General features: G+C 58.6%; 23 protein-coding genes and 3 pseudogenes. 15 read left to right on the top strand and 11 right to left on the bottom strand.

What is annotated here, in order from left to right; genetic code table 11:
* Nucleotides 1–144: 144 nt before the first annotated feature.
* Nucleotides 145–291, bottom strand: coding sequence for a hypothetical protein (locus ACFXS9_RS08875; RefSeq protein ID WP_392700323.1), 147 nt, complete (start codon nucleotides 289–291; stop codon nucleotides 145–147).
* A 221-nt stretch (nucleotides 292–512) separates the two neighbouring features.
* On the opposite strand from ACFXS9_RS08875, the gene ACFXS9_RS08880 reads away from it, so the two are divergent.
* From ACFXS9_RS08880 to ACFXS9_RS08890, 3 genes are read left to right on the top strand one after another with little or no spacing between them, the layout of a single operon-like run.
* Nucleotides 513–956 (top strand): hypothetical protein, encoded by a 444-nt coding sequence (locus tag ACFXS9_RS08880; RefSeq protein WP_392687625.1) that lies wholly within the window; start codon nucleotides 513–515, stop codon nucleotides 954–956.
* On the top strand, nucleotides 946–1431 hold the full coding sequence (locus tag ACFXS9_RS08885) for an SRPBCC family protein (RefSeq protein WP_392687628.1): 486 nt from the start codon (nucleotides 946–948) through the stop codon (nucleotides 1429–1431). The genes ACFXS9_RS08880 and ACFXS9_RS08885 overlap by 11 nt, the downstream gene beginning before the upstream one ends.
* Before the next feature lie 18 nt (nucleotides 1432–1449).
* Nucleotides 1450–1674, top strand: coding sequence for a ferredoxin (locus ACFXS9_RS08890; RefSeq protein ID WP_392687631.1), 225 nt, complete (start codon nucleotides 1450–1452; stop codon nucleotides 1672–1674).
* A 69-nt stretch (nucleotides 1675–1743) separates the two neighbouring features.
* Here ACFXS9_RS08890 and ACFXS9_RS08895 read toward each other — a convergent pair whose 3' ends face one another.
* The gene (locus ACFXS9_RS08895; RefSeq protein ID WP_392687634.1) at nucleotides 1744–2454 is read right to left on the bottom strand and encodes a hypothetical protein; all 711 of its coding nucleotides are present in this window, start codon (nucleotides 2452–2454) and stop codon (nucleotides 1744–1746) included.
* A 136-nt stretch (nucleotides 2455–2590) separates the two neighbouring features.
* Between ACFXS9_RS08895 and ACFXS9_RS08900 the strand changes: the two genes are divergently transcribed.
* Nucleotides 2591–2770 (top strand): DUF2934 domain-containing protein, encoded by a 180-nt coding sequence (locus ACFXS9_RS08900; RefSeq protein WP_392687637.1) that lies wholly within the window; start codon nucleotides 2591–2593, stop codon nucleotides 2768–2770.
* Nucleotides 2771–3132: 362 nt separating this feature from the next.
* Here ACFXS9_RS08900 and ACFXS9_RS08905 read toward each other — a convergent pair whose 3' ends face one another.
* From ACFXS9_RS08905 to ACFXS9_RS08925, 5 genes and pseudogenes are all read right to left on the bottom strand, one after another.
* Nucleotides 3133–3720, bottom strand: coding sequence for an alpha/beta fold hydrolase (locus ACFXS9_RS08905; RefSeq protein ID WP_392687640.1), 588 nt, complete (start codon nucleotides 3718–3720; stop codon nucleotides 3133–3135).
* Between the two features lie 482 nt (nucleotides 3721–4202).
* A pseudogene (locus ACFXS9_RS08910) lies at nucleotides 4203–5345 on the bottom strand (ATP-binding protein); the annotation flags it as partial.
* Between the two features lie 373 nt (nucleotides 5346–5718).
* Nucleotides 5719–6018: pseudogene (locus tag ACFXS9_RS08915) on the bottom strand (adenylate/guanylate cyclase domain-containing protein); the annotation flags it as partial.
* Nucleotides 5925–6368, bottom strand: coding sequence for an SAM domain-containing protein (locus tag ACFXS9_RS08920; RefSeq protein WP_392687643.1), 444 nt, complete (start codon nucleotides 6366–6368; stop codon nucleotides 5925–5927). The pseudogene ACFXS9_RS08915 and the gene ACFXS9_RS08920, both read right to left, overlap by 94 nt.
* A 310-nt stretch (nucleotides 6369–6678) precedes the next feature.
* A complete protein-coding gene (locus ACFXS9_RS08925; protein ID WP_392687646.1) occupies nucleotides 6679–7104 on the bottom strand; it encodes a hypothetical protein in 426 nt (141 codons plus the stop codon).
* A gap of 446 nt (nucleotides 7105–7550) precedes the next feature.
* Here ACFXS9_RS08925 and ACFXS9_RS08930 point away from each other — a divergent pair, with 446 nt between their 5' ends.
* From ACFXS9_RS08930 to ACFXS9_RS08940, 3 genes are all read left to right on the top strand, one after another.
* Nucleotides 7551–8213 carry an AraC family transcriptional regulator ligand-binding domain-containing protein gene (locus tag ACFXS9_RS08930; RefSeq protein WP_392687649.1) on the top strand — a complete coding sequence of 221 codons (663 nt, stop codon included), beginning with the start codon at nucleotides 7551–7553 and terminating at the stop codon, nucleotides 8211–8213.
* On the top strand, nucleotides 8210–8629 hold the full coding sequence (locus ACFXS9_RS08935; RefSeq protein WP_392687652.1) for a helix-turn-helix transcriptional regulator: 420 nt from the start codon (nucleotides 8210–8212) through the stop codon (nucleotides 8627–8629). The genes ACFXS9_RS08930 and ACFXS9_RS08935 overlap by 4 nt, the downstream gene beginning before the upstream one ends.
* Nucleotides 8630–9150: 521 nt before the next feature.
* Entirely contained in the window at nucleotides 9151–9444 is a 294-nt protein-coding gene (locus ACFXS9_RS08940; protein ID WP_392687655.1) for a putative quinol monooxygenase, read from the top strand.
* A gap of 471 nt (nucleotides 9445–9915) precedes the next feature.
* On the opposite strand, the gene ACFXS9_RS08945 is transcribed toward ACFXS9_RS08940, so the two are convergent.
* The 4 genes and pseudogenes from ACFXS9_RS08945 to ACFXS9_RS08960 form a co-directional block, all read right to left on the bottom strand.
* Nucleotides 9916–10260, bottom strand: coding sequence for a hypothetical protein (locus ACFXS9_RS08945; RefSeq protein ID WP_392687658.1), 345 nt, complete (start codon nucleotides 10258–10260; stop codon nucleotides 9916–9918).
* 178 nt (nucleotides 10261–10438) lie between these two features.
* A complete protein-coding gene (locus ACFXS9_RS08950) occupies nucleotides 10439–10693 on the bottom strand; it encodes a hypothetical protein (protein ID WP_392687661.1) in 255 nt (84 codons plus the stop codon).
* A gap of 164 nt (nucleotides 10694–10857) precedes the next feature.
* Entirely contained in the window at nucleotides 10858–11157 is a 300-nt protein-coding gene (locus ACFXS9_RS08955) for a hypothetical protein (protein WP_392687664.1), read from the bottom strand.
* A pseudogene (locus ACFXS9_RS08960) lies at nucleotides 11154–11882 on the bottom strand (SOS response-associated peptidase). Before ACFXS9_RS08960 ends, ACFXS9_RS08955 begins: the two are co-directional and overlap by 4 nt.
* An 80-nt stretch (nucleotides 11883–11962) precedes the next feature.
* Here ACFXS9_RS08960 and ACFXS9_RS08965 point away from each other — a divergent pair.
* The 8 genes from ACFXS9_RS08965 to ACFXS9_RS09000 all read left to right on the top strand — a co-directional run bounded on the left by ACFXS9_RS08965 (nucleotide 11963) and on the right by ACFXS9_RS09000 (nucleotide 21851).
* On the top strand, nucleotides 11963–12277 hold the full coding sequence (locus tag ACFXS9_RS08965; RefSeq protein WP_392687667.1) for a hypothetical protein: 315 nt from the start codon (nucleotides 11963–11965) through the stop codon (nucleotides 12275–12277).
* Nucleotides 12278–12854: 577 nt separating this feature from the next.
* Nucleotides 12855–13718 (top strand): ABC transporter substrate-binding protein, encoded by an 864-nt coding sequence (locus ACFXS9_RS08970; protein ID WP_392687670.1) that lies wholly within the window; start codon nucleotides 12855–12857, stop codon nucleotides 13716–13718.
* Nucleotides 13719–13968: 250 nt separating this feature from the next.
* Nucleotides 13969–16191 carry an ABC transporter substrate binding protein gene (locus ACFXS9_RS08975; protein WP_392687673.1) on the top strand — a complete coding sequence of 741 codons (2223 nt, stop codon included), beginning with the start codon at nucleotides 13969–13971 and terminating at the stop codon, nucleotides 16189–16191.
* Nucleotides 16188–16805 carry a response regulator transcription factor gene (locus ACFXS9_RS08980; protein ID WP_392686661.1) on the top strand — a complete coding sequence of 206 codons (618 nt, stop codon included), beginning with the start codon at nucleotides 16188–16190 and terminating at the stop codon, nucleotides 16803–16805. Before ACFXS9_RS08975 ends, ACFXS9_RS08980 begins: the two co-directional genes overlap by 4 nt.
* Before the next feature lie 211 nt (nucleotides 16806–17016).
* Complete coding sequence (locus tag ACFXS9_RS08985; RefSeq protein ID WP_392687675.1) at nucleotides 17017–17280, top strand: response regulator; 264 nt, start codon at nucleotides 17017–17019, stop codon at nucleotides 17278–17280.
* A 440-nt stretch (nucleotides 17281–17720) separates the two neighbouring features.
* On the top strand, nucleotides 17721–19619 hold the full coding sequence (locus tag ACFXS9_RS08990) for a cache domain-containing protein (protein ID WP_392687678.1): 1899 nt from the start codon (nucleotides 17721–17723) through the stop codon (nucleotides 19617–19619).
* Complete coding sequence (gene urtA / locus ACFXS9_RS08995) at nucleotides 19616–20896, top strand: urea ABC transporter substrate-binding protein (protein ID WP_392687681.1); 1281 nt, start codon at nucleotides 19616–19618, stop codon at nucleotides 20894–20896. Before ACFXS9_RS08990 ends, urtA begins: the two co-directional genes overlap by 4 nt.
* A gap of 481 nt (nucleotides 20897–21377) precedes the next feature.
* Complete coding sequence (locus ACFXS9_RS09000; RefSeq protein WP_392687684.1) at nucleotides 21378–21851, top strand: helix-turn-helix domain-containing protein; 474 nt, start codon at nucleotides 21378–21380, stop codon at nucleotides 21849–21851.
* Nucleotides 21852–22236: the final 385 nt, after the last annotated feature.

Raw genomic sequence — 22236 nt, forward strand, 5'->3', positions numbered from 1 at the left:
AAGCGCGTCTGCCCGGTAGATGGCGCTCCTTCGCGCAAAGAGAATGGCTGTTTGCGGTTCGTTCGCGCACTGGGCATCGAACCGCACGAGACCTGGCTCGAGGACCAAGACATGGATCTGTTGAAGGAGCACAAGAAGGACGCGTTACGCCAGGCGGTCTGACGATGCTCGGGCCGACAAAGCGGATGCACGCCACCCTTCGCCGCCGCCGTGGCCGCCGAACTCGACCACCAGCGGCAGAGCTTCGGCCGCGACTTGCCATTGCGGCAATTGGCGTTCTTTGGCGGACAAATCCAGCCTATAGGTTGCGGATCGCGGAAGCTGGCGAGCCTGCGTAGGTGCGGCAACGCGATCGGCTCGTTGAGTTCGCGGCCCCAACCTGAAGAACGCTCTGACATTTCTCCGCCTCGGGAACAGCCAATCGGAGGCGAGGGTCAGGGGAAAGCGAGGCCGCGCTTATCACCGGTTCGTAGTGATGGGAACTAATCGATCGTTGTCGGTTTACTAGCTGGATGAGCGACTTCACCCCAAGTAATCGCGTCTACAGCAAGCCAGGACGCTCCCGCCGCATACTGCCGTGGTTTCTCCTTCTTCTTCTCGCGGTTGCGATCGGTGCAGTGCTTTGGGCCAGCAATCGTATTGGAGACGAGTCCTCGCCAGTAGCTGTTGTTCGGCCCAAGGCTGAACTGTCTGCGGCTGCGGAGATCGCCGACACGACGGCTAGAGAAGCTGTGGCTAATCTCCAGCAAACGATCCAGGAGCTGCGGGCAGAACAGCAGCGTGTCGCGGAACAGATCAGCGGTCTCCAGCGGCAGATATCAGCGGAGCAGGGCGGGCGTAAGTTGCTTTCGGAACAGGTGGGAGGGCTTTCCGCTCGCGTGGATAGCCTTCAAGGATCGAATGCGGCAGCGCCGCCCAACCCGCCGCAACCTGCCAAGAAAGGGCGTGGACAATGACTGCTGCTTCGTTTCGCTCTTTCTTGACCAGCAGGTGGTGATGCGGGCTGCTCCGGCATCTAAGCCTACTCGACGCCAAGTCACGCATTCCTGGCCCGAATGGCTGGCCGCCTCGCACAAGATCGAGGGGCCAAATCAGCCTTTGAGGCTCGGCGAGACCTTTCGCGAGGAGTGGCAGATCCGGCGTGGCACGATCGAGCTGCATTGGACGGTGACCGAGAGCAACCGTCCGAGCGCATGGACGTGCAAGGCCGATACCGATTTCATCGGTCCGATCGTCATCCGCTACACGTTTGCGGATGAGAAAGGCCACACTCGCTATACGCGGGAGCTCACCAATCCCGATCGGCCATCCGAGCCGACCGAGGACCAGCTCCTGCGCATGGACGAGGAAGCCCGGATCGGGCTCTGCAATATCAAGAAGCAGGTCGAGTGGCGTTTCGCCGCCCGCCATGTCAGCCCCTATCCGTGCTGAAACGCAGGAGACCACGCGATGACGACTGAGATCACGGTCAGGGTCGATCCGGACAAATGTCAGGGGCATGCCCGTTGTAGCGCGCATGCGCCAGAGTTGTTTCAGCTCGATGAGTTCGGACACGCGCGGGAAAGCGCGAGCACCTTCGCCGCCCCTGACCTGATCGACAAGGCCTACATCGCTCGCGCGAATTGTCCGGAGGAAGCCATCATCATCACCGAGCGGCTTAAACCAGTTCCATAGCGCCCAGACCTAGGGCATTGGCGACGGCCGGCCCATTGCGCCGACGGGACGGAGCTGCCCCGGCAAGGATCACTCGGCCGAGTTCACGCGGATTTCGGATTGGACGAGCCTGCATCCCTTAGCTTCGGCGCAGCGGTCCATCGGAACAACAAGCATCTCCCTCAACCTGCGCTGCTTCTCTCCTTGGGAAAAAGGGGGCGCTAACTGGTCGGCTCTTCTCCGAATCTCACTTTCCAAGGCGGCTCGCTGGTCAGGAGTAAGAGCCTTCCCAGCCGTCATTAAAAGGAAACCAACTAGATCATGCCGCCGTAAGTCCAAATCCAGAATGATGAGCCCGAAAGAACCATCGGGGATGCTCACCCGCTTAAAAATGCAATCATAGCTGTTCTGGCAAAGCGAATATTGCTTCAAGTTCACATACCGCATGCTACATTCCGGAGGCGTTTCCAAACGAACGACGCAGACCGCCAGATCCGGCGCATTTTTGTTGGGGATGGGCATGGCCGTCGGACCGCGCCCCCCGCCAATGCCTGGAATGCCGTCCCAGGGTTCTCCGTTGGCCTTCGTGTGGTCGGCCGCCACGGTGATGCTGATGGGTTTCCCTTCACCGGCTAGGCAGTAGGCGGGGAACATCAAAATAAACAAAATGGCCCACAAAGATTGTCGGCTTATGCGCGAATGCCAACTAGCGGCTCGGTAAGAGCGCCTGAATAAGCACAACTGGTGTATTTGCATGTTGCGCATCCGACAGGTTTTTCCTGACACGGGTTCGCGATTCATTGATGATCCTTTTGCGAGATCAACATATTCTCGCGTACGGACGCGTCAACGCCTAAGCGACAAGCTCTATGGCAGAGCGCCTAAGAGAGATTTCCATGTTTCGTTGCTCCGCGAGCGCTTCGGAAGGAGAGATATCATGGATAATGGCCAACAAATGAGGATTACACGGCGAGCTTACGAGCTGTGGCAGCAAGCAGGCGAGCCGAAAGGTAGAGACGAAGAGTTTTATCGTCAGGCCGCGCGAGAACTCAAGGAAGGTGCCAACAAATCCAATGAAGGCAACAGTCCAGCTTCGGATTGTAAAGGGCGGCTATGATCTTACCTTCGACTGGATCTGCTGCAAACTGCATGACCTTTAAAGGCCTACCCCATTAGCGGAAATCGGAGGGCCGTTGGTCGCATGCAGCCGGCTGCAAAACATATCATAAAGAATGGACTGCCCGCCCATCGGCAAAAGCCACATGATTGGAATGGTGGCTCAATTGACATCGCCATCATGCATGCGGTCGTATCTGCAACGAGGGATTTTTCCCGCGGCAGGACAACCAAGAACCGACATTCGCGAGATCTTTTGGGACCACTGGAGTTTCGACTTTTTCAATAGTATCGGCACGACCCGGAAGTCCGACTATCGGTGATCAGCTGACCTGCGTCGGACGGATCATGGGGCCCGCTCGGTCATCGAGGAGCCGCCGCCACGCTACTCCAGACGAAGCGGCGCAGCACGTCGCAGAACTCCTGGGTCGCGGTGAATAGGGGCACGTGGCCGTAGCCCTCGAAGGGATAGAGCTGTGCACCAGGGATATGGGCGGACAGGTATTCGGCGGCGGCGAATGGCACCTGCCGGTCCTCGGTACCGTGAATAACCAGGGTCGGCACCCGGACGCTGGCCAGCAACGACCTGATGTCCATGTCGGGGTCGCGATCGTAGAAGCTGAGCATGGTCTCCCGCGGCATGCCAAGCCATCGCTTCAAGCGGCTCGCCGCCAGATCTGCAACGTCGGGCTCGGAGAAAATCCTGGCAACGTGATAGCGCATCAGGCCATCGAAGTCCTTGTTGGCGAGAAATGTCGAGATAGTGTTCAAATACTCGAGTCGCTGTACAGGGCTGCCGCTCGTCCCGACGTCGGTCGGGGCACCGATCAGGATCAGCCGCTGCACCAGTTCGGGGTGCCTGTCCGCGAGGCGTACCAGGAGGTTGCTGCCACGGGAAATGCCGATGCCGGTGACCGTCGCGATTCCGGCGTGGACCATGACGGCGAGCAACGTCCTCGGTGTGCTGACTAAGACCATAGGCACGCCGCAACGGATCCGATGCGCCCGTTCCTCGCGGGTCGATGGTGACAATGCGGAATTCCTGACACAGCCGCTCGACCAGCGGCTGGAATACCTCGAGGCCGTACACGACCGGATTGACAAACAACAGTGTCTCATCGCCGCTGCCGTGCAGGTAGTAGGCGATGCGTGCGCGGTCGCGCAGCGCGCGGCCGGGTCGGTGCCGCTCATTCTCGATGCGATGGCTTGCCGCCGCGTCAATGGCCATCGCGCTGGCGGCATCGTAATGTTGATTGGCCGCCTCCAGATCGCCAACCAGGCTGTGCAGATCGCCCAACAATTCCAGGGCCAGCAGCCGGACCCTTTCGAGTGCCGGATCGCGCCCGGCGGTTTCCTGCGCCTTCCCTGCGAGCTCCAAAGCGGTTGGATACACGTATCTCTGTTTCGGTTTCTCCGCGGCCCGCAGGAAATACTCAGCAGCCTTTTGCCACACGGCACCCTGCTCGAAATGGTAAGCGAGCGTATCGACGACCGAGTCGAGATGATCTACGTGCGAAGCCTCCAGGAGTTTTTGCGACGCGAGCGTGCAATGCACGGCGGTTCTCGTGGAGCATTCCGTCATACACGACGCGCCGAGTGAGCCCGTGCCTGAAGGCATAGGCTATGTTCGGAAACAGCCGCGCCTCATACAAGAGCTCACGAGCGCGCAGGCTGGCCAGCGCACTATGGAGCGCATCGACGGAGAGCTCGGACACGCCCTCGAGTAGCGCGAGGGGAACGTCTTCGCCACTCACTGCGGCGAGCTGAAGTACCGACTTCTCGGCCGCACTGACCCGGTCGATACGTGCGGCGATGATTGCGGTGACGCTCGCCCGAATCCCGATCACCTGCGCCCGCTGCGTCAAATGGTAGGCGCCGCGTCCGCCCGACAGCACGTTAGTGTCCACCAGAATGCGTACGTTCTCTTCCAGAAACAAGGGATTGCCCTCGCTCGCCTGGTACAGCCGGAGCTTGAGCTCGGCGAGATCAGGTGCGTTGCCGAGCAAGCTGGAGAGAAGCTCGCCGGTTCCTGCCGCCTCGAGCGGAGCAATGCGCAATTGCGTGTGGTGGGCTCGGTTGCCCCAGTCATGTCGGTATTGGGGCCGGCAGTTGACCAGCAGCAGCATGCGACAGGCGTGCATGCTTTCGACAAGGCCATCCAGCAGCGCTTGGGTCTCTCCGTCGATCCAGTGCAGGTCGTCCAGCACCAGCGCAAGTGGCTGCCGCTGGCTTTCGCGCACGAGCAACGCTTTGACACCATCGAATATCCGTCGTCGCCATTGCGGCGCCCCGAGTGCCTGCCATTCGGCATCCTCGACTGGCAGGTCGAGCAAGGCCAGTATCGCGGAAAGGAAAGGCCGCAGCGCATCGTCGAGCAGCTTGATCTTTCCGAGCACCTCCTCGACGCTGCGACATCGATCATCGCCGGGCCCAATGTCAAAGTAGAGTTTGAGCATGTCGATGACCGGTGCCCATGGGCTGGCCCTGCCAGAAGAGACCGAAGCGGTCTCCAGCACCAGCCATGGGCTCATCCGCCGGGTGCGCGTGAGTTCGTAGAAGAGCCGGGACTTGCCGACGCTCGGTTCGCCGCAAGCATCTGGCCGTGCCCGGCCGCAGCCAACTCGCGCGCCCTATCGAGCGCTGCCACTTCCTCACTGCGGCCGACGAAGGGGCTGAGGCCACGGCTGGTCGATGCCTGCAGGCGCGTGCGCGCCGCACCGACCCCTGTGAGATCGAAGGCCTCGATCGGTTGCGAAAGGCCCTTCCGGCACTTGCCCCAACGACCTGAGGTCGACGAATCCCTCGGCGAGATTGGCGGTCGCCGAGGTCAGCCTGATGGTGCCCGGGCTCGCCAGCTGTTCCATTCGGCTCGCTAGATGCACGGTCGGGGCCGACTGCATCGTAGTCAATGCTGAGATCGTTGCCGATCGCGCGCACCAGCACCTCGCCAGAGTGCAGCTCGACGCGCGCGCTAACCCCTATGCCGCCGCGTGCTTGGCCGGCCTGGGTGCGCATCGCCTGTTGAATTGCCAGCGCCGAGTAGCAGGCACGCACCGCATGGTCCTCGTGCGCAATCGGTGCCCCGAACAGCGCCATAATACCGTCGCCCATAACCTTGTTGACCGTGCCCTCATAGCGATGCACGGCATCCATCATCACTCGGATTGCCCCATCAAGGATGCGGCTTGCTCCTTCCGGATCGGTGCTTTCGATGATCTCGAGCGAGCCTTTGATGTCGGCAAACAGCACCGCGATGTGCTTCCGCTCGCCTGTCTCGCCAAGTGATCCGGCGTATAGCTCCCAGGTGGCGCCGCGCCAGGCATCGACTCCCATGTTGTCGCCGAGGCGTCGAACTCCGCGATAGCGGCCAGCAGCTTCTTGCGGTGACCCAGGGACGCGACGCCGAGGTCCTTGAGATCGTCAGTTGTCAGCGTACACAAGACTTGCGCGTCGATATCGTTCGACGCGAACCTTTCTGCATACTGTCCGAGGTTGTGAGCCTCCAGCCAGGCGCGGACGTCCATCGCTTTCCTCGACGCTGATTGCGAAGCCGGTCCCTGACGCACCGACAGCTTGGCATTTCTGGGGCGCATTTCCATCACCTAACTCCAGTACATATTCTCGCCCTCGATCGTGATCGCGACGCCCTAAGTCAAACCCGATCGGAGAGCCGAGAGTTGCTGTCTCCAAATGCGTCTCCACGTCACGTCCATCTAGACGAACCCCCGAGGAGGTTCCCGAAGGGAAGGGGACGAGGTGACGCAGGGAACGCGATAGCCGACTCCTGGCACGAAACGGACCTGCCTAGTTAGGCAGTCGATGTCCGGTCACAGGGGTAAAGTGGACCTCGACGGTGGGCGCGTCAAAGGTCTGTAGTTGGACCCACAGCGGACTTACGGGCGTCTTTACTCAGATCATCCCCCCGGTCCCGGAATGAAGCAACGCCATATAGGGGTCATTCTTCCATCGGTGTAGGACGGCGACCACCAAACCATCGCGATGCCGCTGAGGTTCGGATGGTCGATCACGGCGGAGTATGGCACGTCGAACCATTGGCCCCGGCTCGGTTGGCCTATGCGGATCCTTCAATAAGACTTTATACCCGCCCTTCATCATATCCCACTCGGCCTCCACGTGCTGGCCGTCGCCGGTGTCGCAGCACGGCTCGCCTACCTTATTCTTGAGACTCTTGAACCACGCATTGAGTTCTGGTCGCATCGGGTCATGCGAATTGGCCGTGCCAATCTCGAGAAGAGCAACCGCACTCAATCCCATCATGGGAGTTAGGATCAATCGATAAAGGCGTGTCGGCCGGCGTCCATTCGAACTGGTCATGGGAACCTCCGTTCCCCCAAACCCGTTTCTGTGGGTCATCGGCACTGCGAGAAGGTTCAACCGGATGGCCGACGCGCTGGCTCGGTTAGCCATTTCGAATCTGGCACCAATGCGAAGTTCAGAGGCCTCCGAAGATTATCTGCTTATCGGGGCAGACCGGAAGTGGTCAGCGCACGGTTAGAAGGACGCGATTGACCTAAGGCGGACATTCGATCTCTTGGATGTCTCCCTTAAAGGTTCTACGCTCCAGTGTGATACATAGCAGGGGCATGGACTGATGCGTCGGCGAGAGCTCATTGCAATAATTGCTGGCATCGCAGCATTGTCGCTCGCGGCGCGGTTAACAGGCTCCGTGGCGGACGAGCGCGCCGAACGGCGCTTCGACGGGCCAATCATTTGATCTTGGAGCCGCAAGGCACCACGAATAGACCCAAATCGGCGATTTCATGCCCTCCAGCCAAAACAAGAGGCTTTACTCGATACCAAGTGCCACCGGAGCTATCGCGCGGCTCGCATGCGCGCGGCTGCGCGAACTTGGTAAGGACCCTGCGGCCGTTATCGCCAAGGTAAGGGCAAGGCCCGAGCAGGTCTATGATGACGCCATACGACTTGAGGTCCCCAAGCAAATCAGGATCCTGGAGTTGGCATCCGAAGAACTTCAGGATGGACTCCTCGGATTTCACCTGGCCCGCAGTTTCGATCTCCGCGAGATCGGGTTGGTTTACTATGTGATCGCATCATCGGAACGATTTGCCGACGCTCTGCTGAACGCGAAGCGCTATTGCACGGTCATGAATGAAGGAGTCCGCCTTCAGGTGAGGCAGGATGACCGAACGGTCTCCATTGCACTCGACTATGTCGATATCGACAGGAAGTCAGACCGGCACCAGATCGAGTTCTGGCTGGTGACGATGGTGCGGATTTGCCGGCAAGTGACAGCCACTAGGCTGGCGCTGCGCCATTTGAGGATCAGACATCGGCGCGATGAAATGCCTGCGGAATTCAAGAGCTTTTTGGGTGCGATGTTGAATTTTGCGCAGATAGGGATGAGATCATTTTCCCAGCGCCAGTGGCATCCCTCCCCATTGTTGGCCGTGACAACTATTTGAACGATCTGCTGCGGCGATACGCAGAGGCAGCACTCGCCGACCATCCGAAGGAGCGCGGGGCTCTTCGATCGGCCGTGGAGGGAGTTCTGCCGCAGCTGCTTCCACACGCCAGAGCAAGTATATCGAACGTCGCCAAACGGCTCGCCATGAGCACGCGAACGCTGTCACGCAAGCTCCGCGAAGAGGGTGTGGCATTTACCGAATTATTGGAGGAGACAAGAGCAGCTCTTGCAAAGAGCTACCTTGCCGAGCGCGATCTGCCGGTCTCCGAAATTGCATGGCTACTGGGATATCGCGAGGTCAGCTCTTTCAACCACGCGTTCAAGCGTTGGACCGATATGACGCCGCGGCAATTTCGTTTAGCCGCAGCTTCTCCCCAACCTACGAACACGCCGAAGGGAGGGCGAGGTGGCTAGGGGTTTGCTGGCAGTCATAGCCAACTGAGGCGGTCTTGTGTCACAAGAACGCGACGTGATGTGGCTCGGCAGGCTGATCGTCATCACCAAACGATCAGCCATATGACGGCGATGCTCAGGCCGAAAACCGAAGCGACTGAAGCCAGGACAAGGAAATCGTACCGATCCATATGGGGCTACAGTCCTTAGCTGAGAAGGCCGCAGTCATTCGATACTTCGGCGACAATGCCTTAGCGATTGATCGGATCGAAATCTTGTATTTGAACGCCTATTTGTTGCGATTGTGCGCCAATTTCCTATGTGGCGGCCAACCGCGCGGGGTCTGCTGTTGGCCCCTTTGCGACATGCCGACGCGCCCTGCGAATGTCCGCTGACCGAGGTAAACCGGAAGCGACCGGCCGGTGGTCAAAAGGCGCTTTTGACCCGCAGCAGACTTTCGGTCCGCGCTGAGTTCAGGTCACGCTTTAGTTGCCAACAAGCTTTGACTGAGTCCTAATTTGCAGGACTGGAGATTGAGGCACATGGCCAAACTTGCAGTGGTCGCAACCATCAAGACCGTTCCGGGCAAGCGAGAAGAGTACCTCAACCACATGAGGGCTCACTCTCAAACGTACCTTGCAACGGAGCCGGGTACGCTGAAGTTCGAGATAATGGTACCGCATGACCAAGCCGACACAGTCATGCTGTACGAAATCTATGCAAGTCCTGAAGCCTTCGAGACGCATTGGCATGGTCCGACCAAGCAGGAAGCCAATCGAGATTTGGAGCCCTTTAGGGTCAGCGTCAGTTTTGTGCGCTGCGATCTCGTCGAGTGAGGGCGGTTGGCGAGCTCGTTTGTTTCCAAACGTCAGTCTGTTGGCACTAACCGGGCGTTGCGATTGCACTAGCTGATGTCCGCTTTGGTGGCGTTACAGCCCGCCCGTGCTCAGCCGGGGTCGTCACCGCCACTGCACGGTATTGGCGGACACGGCCCCGCGCCTTCTCGGGGGCATGTTGTTGAGGCCGGGGCCGTGCCGGGGCCATCGGTAACCGTACCGCGTGGCCCGCAAACGAAACGGGTTCGGGGATACGGTTGTTCCTAAAACGCCGGCAGCGTATCGCCGATTATCACAGCGATCTGACGTTACACCGCGTGCGGCGGTAATTTGGCTGACCGTTGGCCGCTTGTTTCCGCGTTGCTGGCGGTTGGAATGGGCGCGGTCCCAGCCAGCCTCCCAGCCTCCGCTGCTGGGGCCGCTTCTCCGCGCGGGCTTTTTGCGCTGAAATGCCCTGCATTCTTCCGCCGCTCACAGTCGCAACGATAGCTGCCGCGTCGGGCCAGCATAGGTATCAACGAAGTCTTGGATATGCTCGGGCACGGGCTCACCAGCAATGTCGCACCGGGTCTGTATTTCTTGAGCGACATCTTTGGAAACGTCGTCCGCCCAATGCTCCAACGTGTTGAAGGCGACGACGCGAACCGGATCATTGAACTGCCCGGTCATAAAATCGCTGATGATGGTTTCGAGGTCCGTGCGCTCGATCTCGGTCTCGCGATACACGGCGCCATTCTTAAAGCGGTCGATCACTAGATAGACCGTCTGATCCGCGCCGTAAGGAACGGTACTCGGCGACCAGCCCGTTCTGGGCATGGCAATACTCCAACGCAACAGGTACCCGAAAGGAGATCAAGCTTACACCGGCCGGTTCGTTCCGGCCACTGGAGCGCTTAGCCGGTCCCAATCGATCCATCGGGCTCGTGGTTGGGTCATTAGGGTAGTTGCGTTGAGATGCGCTAAGCCCGCGATGCCCAGTGCGATCAATCGGCGATCAATCAGCCCGATAGTTAGCAACCGTTTCTTGTGCAAATGTAGCTTGGTGATCGCCGCTAGGATCGATTGAGCCACCGTCAAAATCGTCTTCGAGGCGTCGTCTCGTCAAGGCATCCATGCCGTTGCGGTGCAGCCAGAGAAGCCCCGTGGCAAGTTGCCGTAAGTCGTTCCGATCGGCGCCAACAGGGAGCCTTCTCGCCCGACGCAGCGAGTCGGCCGCCTGCTGCTCCAATGCTGACAGCTCGCGTTTCACTTGCGCCCCATAAATTTATCTTTGCCGCTTGGCGAAAGATCGATCTCTATCTCACTTCACGCGTCAGATTTGTGAAATGGTTCACAATTCATCGCCGGCCAGACTGCGATCTATCCCCCGCATTACGGAACGGTGCACTAGGCCGCGCTTGTTTCCTCATGTCCTTATTCCTGACCCTTCGGAACAGTCTCTTTCTCCGGCGACGGCGTTGGCGCCTTATCTTCCGGCGGGGTGGTTGTTCTCAGTTCAGGCGCCGCCATGCACTCACCGGCCCGGAGCTTGGTGCCCTTGACCGTTCCGACGAGCTTGCAGGCCATCGGCGCGGTCGGCTTTACTTGAACAATCGGTTTGCCGCCAACGGTTGGTCGCTTCGCTGGGACGGCCCCTTGGGCGAACGCGGCGCCAGAAACTATGGTTATAACGAACACCAAAGCCGCTCGGGCGGCAGTAGTACGGATGCTCATCGATGTACTCCCCCTCGGCAGTGGCGGGGAAAGCCTATAGTATCACCCTTTCTCAGTGAGGTTTTACGCCGCTGACGATCTTCCTTGTCCGCTCCCCGCATGACGATCTTCAGCGCATCATTCGCGAACGGCCGCTGCAGCACCTTGGCCTCATCCCACGACGCACGCATCCAAACATCGCGCTCTTCGTCTGTCTGCAGGATTACCGGCATCGCCTTGGGATGGATCGGCTCAACGATGGCGTTAGGCGACGTTGTGAGAAAGCCATAGACGTTGTGTGGTCCCGGAATAGGTTTCGACTTCGTACCCCGGTCGTCCTTGAACTCGGTCCAGATGCCCCCGACGGCGAACAACGGTCGCTCCTCGTTGAGTGCAAACCAGACCACGTCCTTTTTCTTGGTTTCCGGGTTCGGCTCAGGGGCGTATTCGGCGAAGCTGTTGGCTGGGACCAAGCAGCGGTTCGCCGGCTTCAGCCACATGCGCCAATGCGGTGAGAACGTGTTGCGGATGTTCGTGACCGGCGGACCGCACGTGCGCGGCGGTGGTGGCATGCCTCAGCGCATCAACGTCATCTCGGTGCCGCTGTCCGTGTTGCGGATCACCGGCGCGGGGTAGTCCGGGAAGACGCCGGGCATCGGCGCGAGGTTACTGACGTAACGATTAATGACGCGGAAGAGCGCTGCGATGGCGGCTTGGTTCGCGGTGATGCTGTATAGGTTACACATTTATCGCTTTCTCTACAGCATTTCGCCTTTTGGAGCTAAATCATAAAATGCGAGGAAACGAGGATTTCATTACTTAACGATTGTCGGCGATAGTCCGTTTCAAACGCAACCAGATCAAGATCCCGCAGTCTGAGAACGCGCATCCAATGGCCCACGCCCCCACGATAATCGGACTGACTGCTGTCGGCGGCATCATCGCCGCTTCGGAGTTCGGGCCAACCCTTGTCGGCTGTCCCATCAAGGGCAACATCAGCAAGAACACGGGCGAGCGCATCTATCACACGCCGGGACAGGAATACTACGCTCAAACTCGGATCAATTGGTTCGCTGGCGAGCGATGGTTCTGCTCTGAGGGGGACGCGCGTGTAGCGGGATGGCGGAAGTCTCGAAGTTAGGTGTGAAGTCTGTGCCCGCGGGAGGCGAAAGCAAGAACGCGCTGATTACGAAGGAAGAAACTTCGCCTTTTGACCACAGCGGATCGCACCCTTCGGTCACTTCGTGCAGCGTAGATCGCGTGAAATTCTTTCCACCCGGAGACCGCCGCCTTCTGATCATCGGTTGTTCTGATACTAGCGTCTTTAGCGAACCCCCCGGTACGGCAAGGAAGCGTTTATGGATTCTTCATAGGCGTTCAATGAATCTGTGCTTTGAGGCCCCCCGACTGGCGCGCAGCATAACAAACTTCGCGACTGCCCGGAAGTCAGGCCCCGCGCTGGGGGCGGCCAAAACGCTAACTTCCAGTTTTGGCACATTCGAGACACCCCGACGCAGGGTACCAATGTCTGTTCATAGGGAGTGGAGCGGAAGTCGTCCGTGCGCGCCAAATCGACGCGAATGACCCAACTCGGACATCACGCAGGGTCCAATTGGATATACAGGTAGCTGTTAAGCGGCTAAAACAGGCACCGGAAACCACGTTGGGCTTCGGGCAATTAAATGAATAGCCGCGCTTCATTGCTCTCAGGGACAAGGATGAAACGGCGTGAATTTCTCTTAAGCCTCGGCGGAGCCGTAATATGTCCCTTTGCTGCGTTTGGGCAGCAAATCAAAGTTCCGACAATCGGCGTACTCGTTTTGGGGAATCCTAATCCCGGTCCCTTTTTGAAAGCTCTTCGAGAAGCGCTGGGAAAAATTGGCTACATCGAAGGCCAGAGTTTTCGCCTAGAGCTGCGGTCCGCGGGTGGCGATGCGGCAGCCCTTGGAGATTTGGCTAGTGAATTGGTTCGCCTCAAAGCCGACGTTATTGTCGCTTGGCAAACGCCATCTGCCATGGCGGCGAAGCAAGCCACGAACAGCATTCCCATCATCATGGCGGCAGTCGGCGATGCGGTTGCTACCGGACTTGTGAAGAACCTGGCACGGCCTGAAGGTAACATCACCGGAAATACGGCCATCGCTGCAGAAGTCATGGCTAAGAACGTCGAACTCATTCGTGAGACGTTGCCGGCCGCTCGCCGCGTTGCAGTTCTGGCGAACACGGTGGACCCCTTCAGCAAGCCCTTTCTCAGTCAGATCGAGCTCGCAGCACCGGCCCTTGGCATCGAGATCAATCGGGTAATGATGCATCCAACGGAGAATGCCGAGGGTCATTTTGAGGGAATGAGCCAAAGCAAGGTGGATGCAGTTATTATTCAACCAACCTTGGTACGGAGGGATGTCATCGAACTCACACTGAAGCATCAGATGCCTTCGTTCTCGATGGTTGGTTCGTTTCCTTCTTCGGGCGGTCTGATGTCGTACGGCGCCTCTGATCCCGACCAGTGGCGGGAAGTGGCCATATACGTGGACAAGATACTGAAGGGCTTACGACCGTGGTCCAACATCGAAGCGATGTAGCTAGCGTCACTGGGACGGACCTCCGGCGCCTGCGCGCACGAATTGCATCGCGGCGACATCGGTCCGCTGTTTCTGTCTGACGGGAAACCCCCGTTGATTCTACTCAGTAATCCTGGATGGCCGGGGCAGGATACGCTCCCAAAAACGTGCTAAGGTTGCAACTTGGCGAGGTGAGCCTGCGGGCAGATTACTGAGTTTGTAAATTTACAATTGTAACGTTTTGAGTGGCGGCGTTTTCAAAATGACTACGATGCGCATCGTCGTGTGGAGCATCGGCCTCCTTTTTTTGCTCGCGGGGGAATCTCGCGCCGCGGAGCGTGCGCGCATTCTTATGCTCCACGCCTTCAACTACTCATTTCCCGCCACCAGCGTGATCGCCGAGGCCGCTCGAAAGCGGCTTGTCGAACACTCGAAATCAGCTGAGATCGATGCGGAATTTCTCGATCTGGGTCGAAACACTGACGAGGCCCATTCGCTGCGAGCGGCGACTTTTATTCGCGACAAGTACGGGAAGCATCCGCCGGATTTGATGATTACGCTCGGCAGCAACGCTTTGCCATTTGTCGTCAAGCATCGTGACATGCTGCCCGACGTTCCGGTCGTCTTTGCATCCATCTCTCCACACACCTATGCTGCGTTGCGACCGCCGCCGGGCATTACCGGGCTCGTCACTGCGTTCGATCTGGCGAAGACGCTTTCGCTTGCGGAGAAGCTCCAGCCGGAGGCGCGCCGTCTGTTTGTCATCGCCGGAAGCGGCGAGACTGATCGCCGTTGGCAACCGATAGCTCGCAAGATGATCGAGGAGCGCGGCGGCAAATTCGAGACGACATTCCTGTTCGAGCTTCCATACTCAGAACTCGTCGCTGAACTGTCGAAGGTGCCTAGTGATGCGATCGTGATCCTTCTGACGTTTTTTGCTGATCGCGAAGGAAAGACTTTTGTTCCGGCACAGGTCGCGGCTGATCTGTCCGCGCTGTCACCTGCACCGCTCTACGGGCCTTACGATACGTTTATCGGCAGGGGTGCCGTCGGCGGTTTTGTTGAGACGTTCGAGTCGATCGGCGTTGCAGCGGCTGAAATGGCGATCGAAATCATGGATGGCGCGGATCCGGCTACGCTCGCGCCCCGAACAAACCCGGCGCAGCACTACCGCGTCGATCACCGGGCAATGCAGCGCTGGAATCTGAAGGAGAAGAATCTGCCTCCAGACACCGTTGTTCTGTTCAAAAAGCCGACGATCTGGGATGAGCATCGCGGCACCGTTCTTGCGGCACTTTCCGTCCTCGGGTTGCAAACGACAATTCTGGGCGCCTTGCTAATTCAGCGGCGCAGGAGACAGCGCGCCGAGGAACTGCTTAAGGATAGCGAGGAGCGGATGACCTTTGCGGCCGCTGCGGCAAACATCGGCCTCTGGCAGTTTGACCGGGATACGGATGAGTTGTGGGTCACCGACCATGGCAGGGCGCTGTTCGGGCTGCCGCGTGATGTACCTCTCACCCGGGAGGCATTCCTTGCCGCTGTTCATCCGGATGATCTCGAAACCGCACGCCGTTCGCTCCGGCAGTCCTTCAGGAAGGAGCGGTCCACGGCCAGCGACGTACGAATTGTCTTGCCGAGCGGTGAGACGCGTTGGATCCGTATGCGCGCCCGGTCGTATGCGGAGAGCAAAAGCGAGCCAAAGCAGCTAGGGGGAATTTTCGTCGACATCACCGACCAGAAATCGGCCGAAGCTGAGACCGCATTGCAACGTCTGGAAATTGAGCACCTGATGCGGGTGTCCGTACTCGGCGAACTTTCAGGTTCGATAGCTCACGAGGTCAACCAACCCCTCACTGCAATCCTGTCAAATGCGCAAGCGGCGCTCCATCTCTTGAGGCAGAGGTCCCCAGATCTCGCCGAAGTTCGCGACGCTCTTGAAGACATTGTGCACGAAGATAATCGGGCGGGCGAAGTGATCCACCGTCTCCGTGGCCTTCTTAAGAAGGGCGAGCGAAATATGGAAAACGTCAACATCAATTCCCTTGTCACATCGACGATCAGTCTGCTGCACAGCGAGCTGATCGGCCGCGACATTAGCGTCAAGCTTGATCTGGAAAACGATGTGTTTCTGACGCGAAGCGATTCTGTGCAGTTGCAGCAAGTCCTGCTCAATCTTGTCATGAATGCAATGGACGCCATGGCCGCTACCCCGATAGCGCAGCGGTCTATCCTGATCTCGACCCGAGGGGCGAAAACCGGAATGATAGACGTGCTCGTGAAGGATCGGGGGCACGGCATCTGTCCCAAGGTAAATGGCCGGCTGTTCGAACCGTTCTACACCACCAAGGTCCATGGCCTTGGCCTGGGTCTGGCCCTTTGTTCGACGATCATAAAAGCGCATCAGGGAAAGCTGACCCTAGTCAATGGCGAGGGCGGTGGCGCCGTCGCAGGATTTTCGTTGCCCGCTCAGCAACCTGCGGTCAGTTCTGTATGACAGACATGTTCACGGTTTATCTCGTTGACGATGACCCCGGAGTCCTCAAGTCGTTGTCGCGACTGCTCCGCGCCAAGGGTTATGACGTCAAGCCCTATTCTTCGCCGCAGGTATTCCTCGAAGAGCATGACGAGGCGATTCCTGGATGCGCCGTACTCGATGTTTCGATGCCAGATCTTGATGGTCTGGAGATTCAGGATGTGTTGACCACCGCCAGTGGCTCGCATCGTCCCATCGTGTTCGTTACCGGCAAAGGCGACATTCCCACCAGCGTACGTGCCATGAAAGCCGGGGCGATCGATTTCCTGACCAAGCCGGTAAAGGACCAGGATTTGTTTGAAGCGCTATCCCGCGCTGAAGCCATGGACGCCGAGTTGCGTCGACTTCGTTCCGAACTGGACGTGATGCGAGCGAAGGTAAGGACCTTGACCCCACGCGAACGCGAAGTGCTTACGCATGTCGTGGCGGGGCGGCTCAACAAGCAGATTGCCGGCGAGCTGGGTACGGTCGAAAAGACCATCAAGGTTCACCGCAGCCGGATGATGGAGAAACTTGGCGTTCGAACTGTCGCCGATCTTGTGCGGATGGCCGAGAAGCTCAAACTGTCCAAATAAGATGCACCTGTTGGCCCAAGGGCCAACTCGACGAGCGCAGGGTGCATCGGCAATAGTCTTCCATGGCGGAAGCTTCCCCATGGATTGCCATTGTGGACGATGATCCGGCCGTGCTCAAGGCGTTGAGTCGGTTGCTGCGTTCGCGCGCTTTTAGTGCCCGGACTTACGGATCGGGAGCGAATTTCTCGCGGCGTTGCCAGCCGGCCTTCCCATGTGCCTGATCGTCGATCTTCAGATGCCAGATATGAACGGCCTGGAGCTCCATCAGCATCTTATCAGCCGCGGCATGGATATTCCGACCATTCTCATTACCGCGCACGCCGATGCCGCACTGCAAGGACAATCGCAGAAGCGCTGCGTGAACGACGAAAACAGAGCTCGACAACAATTAGCGAGCCAATGGTCCAAATTCTCGCCCGCCAGCAAGGCCCAATGCATTCCGCTGGAGAGTATTGGGGTACGCCAAGCTACGTAAGTCTTTTGACGTGTCTGCAGATGGACTTGTGGTCTCGATGATCGGCGAGGCATGGCGTACATGGACGCGCCGTGATGTCCTCGTTGAGGCTACCGTCCTGCTCTGTTCAGAAATTTCGGAGCACTGCGCGAAACATCCGGCCATAGCGGCACCGGCACTCTGCGCTCCTGCGTATGACGCATTTAACTGGACGGAGGGCTGGCCCTTTGGAATTGCTGACGTCCAGTTGGGCGCACCCCACGTCACGCCGTATGGGGGTCAAAAACCGACATCGGCCGTATCCGATGCCGCCAGGTTCCAATATGGTTCCAATAGCAGAAGTGGCGTTATCGGCATTGGCCCAAGGGCCAATCGACATCATACATCGTGGTCAGGGACAATCTTTTCTAAAATATCCTTGGTCAATTTCCTTGGTCGCCCCACGGTGTTGATACAGCGGCATGTTCACGTTCCGGACCTCGATCACGCTGGCGGTGATGGCTTTTGTCGTTGCGCTGGCGGCACTGCTGATTGCTATTCAGGTCCGTTCGCTTAGCTGGGCGACGCACGAAGCGGCCTCGGCTTATATGGACGCTGCGAGCGCCAAGGCATTGGGCCGCCTGCATGGCGAACTGAACGCGATTGCCTCGCTTGTGAACGTGCTTGCCACCAGTTCGAGCGTCGCCGACTCGGATGAGCAATCGGAGACGGGCCGCGCGATTCCCCTGTTCAAAGCGGCTTTGCAAGAGATGCCGCAGACGGACAGCATCTATGCCGGCTTCGAGAATGGCGCGTGGTTGCAGGTGCGGCGCACTAGCGACCTCAACGAGGATCAGCGCGCCAGGCTGCGGGCACCGGCACACGCGGATATGGTGATCAATCTGGTTCGACCTACCCCGGCCGGCGACCTGCCGATGCGGCGGATCTTCCAGGATCGGCAAGGCAACGAGATCGGCGAAGTCGATCTCTGGAAGTACGGATACGACGCCCGGACGCGGCCCTGGTACACGCAGACGATGAAATTGGAACGGGCCTATGTCACCGAGCCCTATCTCTCTTACAGCCTTGGCGCACCCGTGATTACGGTCAGCGCGCCCTTGCAGGGCAAGGTGCCCGGCGTGCTTGCCGCCGATCTAAAGCTCGACACCTTCAGCGATTTCGTCCAGGCCCAGCGGCCGGGACCGCACGGCACGGTCATGATCTTCGACCAAGCAGGCTCGCTCATCGCCCACCCCGATTTTGCGGAGTTCGTCGCAAGCGCGATGACTGACCCCGCGCGATCGCAATTACCCAACATCGACGGGATCAAAACCGGAATCGTTGCGTCCGTGCTACAGAAATCACTCAACGTCGACGTCAACGAAGGAATCGTTCGTGACGACAAAGGCCACGGTTACCTGTTCAGGTTGACGAAGTTCCCCCTCGGCGAAGGATACAGCGCGAGCATATTGCTGCTGGCGGCCCAGGATGATTTTGTTCAGAACGTCCGGAAGCTGCAGTTCACGGGGCTGGTCCTCGCGATTGTTGTCGGCGCGGCCTTCATCCCAATGGTCTGGATGTTCGGCGGCAGCATGGCGCTTTCGTTGAATGCCATTACCGCGCAGGCACGAAAACTCCAGAATCTCGCCGAGCCCGATCCTGTGCCGGTAACGTCCAATATCGCGGAGATTCATGACCTGGGTATTACCGTGAACCTCGCGCAGCGGGCGATATGGTCGTTCGCGCATTTCGTTCCGAAGGAGATCGTACGCCGGGTGCTTGACAACTCCATCTCTACCAGGCTCGGCGGCGTCAAGCAGGAAATCACGCTGGTCTTCACCGATGTCCAGGGCTTTACCACGATCGCGGAATCTGCCGATCCCGACGTACTGATGCGGCAGACGTCGCGTTACTTTTCCGTGCTGACGCAAGCCTTCCTTGCCGAAGGCGGCACGATTGACAAGTTTATCGGCGACGCAGTCATGGTGTTCTGGAATGCCCCCAATCCGCAGCCAGACCATGTAGCGCGTGCCTGCCGTGCGGCACTTGCGGCCCAAGCCGCCGGCGAGCGGCTCAACGCCGAGTTTGCAACAGAAGGCTGGAAGCCCTTCATCACGCGGTTCGGCATACACGTCGGGGAAGCCGTCGTCGGCAACGTCGGATCGACCGAGCGCATGAACTACACGGCTCTCGGCAACGCGGTGAATCTCGCGGCCCGCCTCGAGGGGCTGAACAAGGAGGTCGGCACGACAATCCTTGCAAGCGAAGACGTGTATTTGCGCGTTCGCGATCAATTCGAGTTCAACCCTTTTGATGCGGTCGTCGCCAAGGGAATGTCCAGAGAAACCCGCATCTACGGGCTTGTCGGAGTATCGGCATGAAACTGGCTTGGACCTGGCGCGGCCTGGTTTCGGTGTTTCTCATTCTTTTTGGGCCCGCGGCTCACGCCGCGGAAGGAATCATCAAGATAGGCATTCTGCATTCTCTGTCCGGCACGATGGCCATCAGCGAGTCCGCGCTGAAGGACACGGTTCTTATGATGATAGCGGACCAGAACCGCAAGGGTGGGCTACTTGGTCAGAAACTGCAGCCTGTCGTCGTGGACCCGGCCTCGAACTGGGACGTCTTCGCTGAAAAAGCCCAGGAATTGCTCGAGAAGGAAAAGGTCGCGGTCGTCTTCGGCTGCTGGACTTCAGTGTCCCGGAAGTCGGTTCTGCCTGTGTTCGAGCGACTGAACGGCCTCTTGTTTTACCCGGTGCAGTACGAGGGTGAAGAGAGCTCACGAAACATTTTTTATACCGGCGCGGGGCCTAGCCAGCAGGCGATTCCGGCCGTTCGCTACCTGATGAGCAAGGAAGGCGGTCGGGTTCGCAGATGGGTTCTGCTCGGCACTGATTATGTCTACCCGCGGACCACCAACAAGATCCTGAGCGCGTATCTCGCCACCGAAGGCGTAGCACCCGAGGATATCACAACGATTTACACGCCGTTCGGTTATTCCGACTGGCGCGAGATCGTTGCAAAGATCAAGGCTTTCGGTTCGGTAGGAAAAAAGACTGCGATCATATCGACCATCAACGGAGACGCCAACATACATTTCTACCGGGAGCTGATTACCCAACGGGTGAACGCCAACAACCTTCCAGTGATGGCGCTCTCCGTCGGCGACCGCGAATTGCTCCAGGTTGGCGCAATCGGGCTGGCCGGTCAGCTCGCGGCATGGAACTATTTCCAATCTATCAAATCGGCAGAAAACGATGCATTCGTGAAAATGTGGGCTGACTTCAACGAGCAACGTGACAAGACTACGAATGATCCAATGGAAGCCACCTTCATCGGCTTCAGGATGTGGGCGCAGGCAGTAACCCAGGCTGGCACAGCCGACGTAAACGCCGTCCGGCAAGCGATGTACGGTCAAAGAGTTAAAGCACCGAGCGGCTTTGAGATCGTAATGAACACCAATCACCATCTGTCGAAACCGGCCATGATCGGCAAGATCAATTTGGCAGGGACCTTCGACGTGGTCTGGCGTTCGATTAACCCGATCAAGGCTTCAGTCTGGAGCCGGTACATCCCAGAGAGCGCAAGACTAACCGCCGACTGGACCTTCCCCTGGGTTTGTGGGGGATGTGCCGAGCCGACATTCAAGGAGTGGTGATGGAGGACCCCGCACCGAACGCGGACGAAGTGAGATGTGGGTCGGTTTTGTTGCAAAGTCAGTTGCCGCTGATGGGCGCTCGGGAATTTTTCTAGGCGAGGCCGACTTCGATCTACCGGCCGTGACGCTCTCTGCGCAACTTCCACGCTACGCCGGAGCCAACAAGGCAGGTCCGCGGCGAGCAGCCCGCGATCTACTTTCGCAACGCCGATGCCGGCACCGAAAAAGAAGTAGCTCGCATAGGCATCACGCGCCCGTGCTGGATCGTGAACTCAAACCAACTGCTATGTGAGGCGCCCCGAGGGGAAGTTCGAGAATCAGTGGTTCGCCGAACAGCCTTCGCATCAGGAGCGCCGGCGAGCGGGTCATTCCAATCCAGTGCGTACAGTTGCCCCAAAGGGCAATATCAATCTGACATTTGTCGATGCAGTGTTTCCGTTGTGAGCCGTTAATGGCGCGTTCGCCAATTGGGATTGCTGCAATGTTCAATTGTAACGCCACTCCATCCGTGGTCCTCACGCTTGGAAAGCGGGTGGGCAAGCCAGACCATGAGCTGGTTGAGCAGGCCGAGAGACTAGCCTTGGCCAACTTTCAAACTCCGCCCGATATTCCAACACTGTGTCGAGCGCTGGCCGTCAACGAGCGAACGCTGCGCAAGGCTTTTCAGAAGATCCGGGGCCTACCGCCCTGTCGACGCCTGCGAATGTTGAGATTATCGGAAGCAAGGTGGGCGCTGTTGTCGGCCCGCGGTCGTTTCGTGACCGTCACTGAAATCGCGACCTCATTTGGTTTCGTTGAGCTTGGCCGCTTTTCCGTGGAGTACCGGAATTTGTTTGGTGAAAGTCCTTCGGAAACGCTTGGTCGGCGTTCCGTAACCCACCGGTGCGGCCGCAGCGCCTCGCACGATCGCGTGGGGACCGCCAAGTCTGGCACTAGCGAAATGCCATCTCTCTAGATTGCAAGGCGTCGTGGGTCGTTTTGCATGCGTCGTGCCACCCGCGACAACTCAGTGCAGCCTCGGCCTGGCTGTATTGGCCGCCGGCCTTCCGGCCTCGGAGAAGCGAAAATCATCTGGCGTGGCGGATCTGTTAGGGGTGGCATCGCGACAACCTGTCGCGCTTCGTCAACTGGTGTTGAATGACCATTCCGCCATGGCGGGGGTCGGCGACTTCAGGCGCCAGCCGATCTACAACTCTGAGCCAAGCATCAAAGAGGTCTTGATGATTTGCAGCTTCGCTGGAGGGCGGTTCTTGATAGCGGCCGTGGCGTGATTTCTAAACCATCGTCCAGTTTCTCGATTCATTTCGAAACATTAATTCCATGGCCAGCATCGCGTAATG

The organism is Bradyrhizobium sp. RDI18 (assembly GCF_043203335.1).
Taxonomy (GTDB): domain Bacteria; phylum Pseudomonadota; class Alphaproteobacteria; order Rhizobiales; family Xanthobacteraceae; genus Bradyrhizobium; species Bradyrhizobium retamae.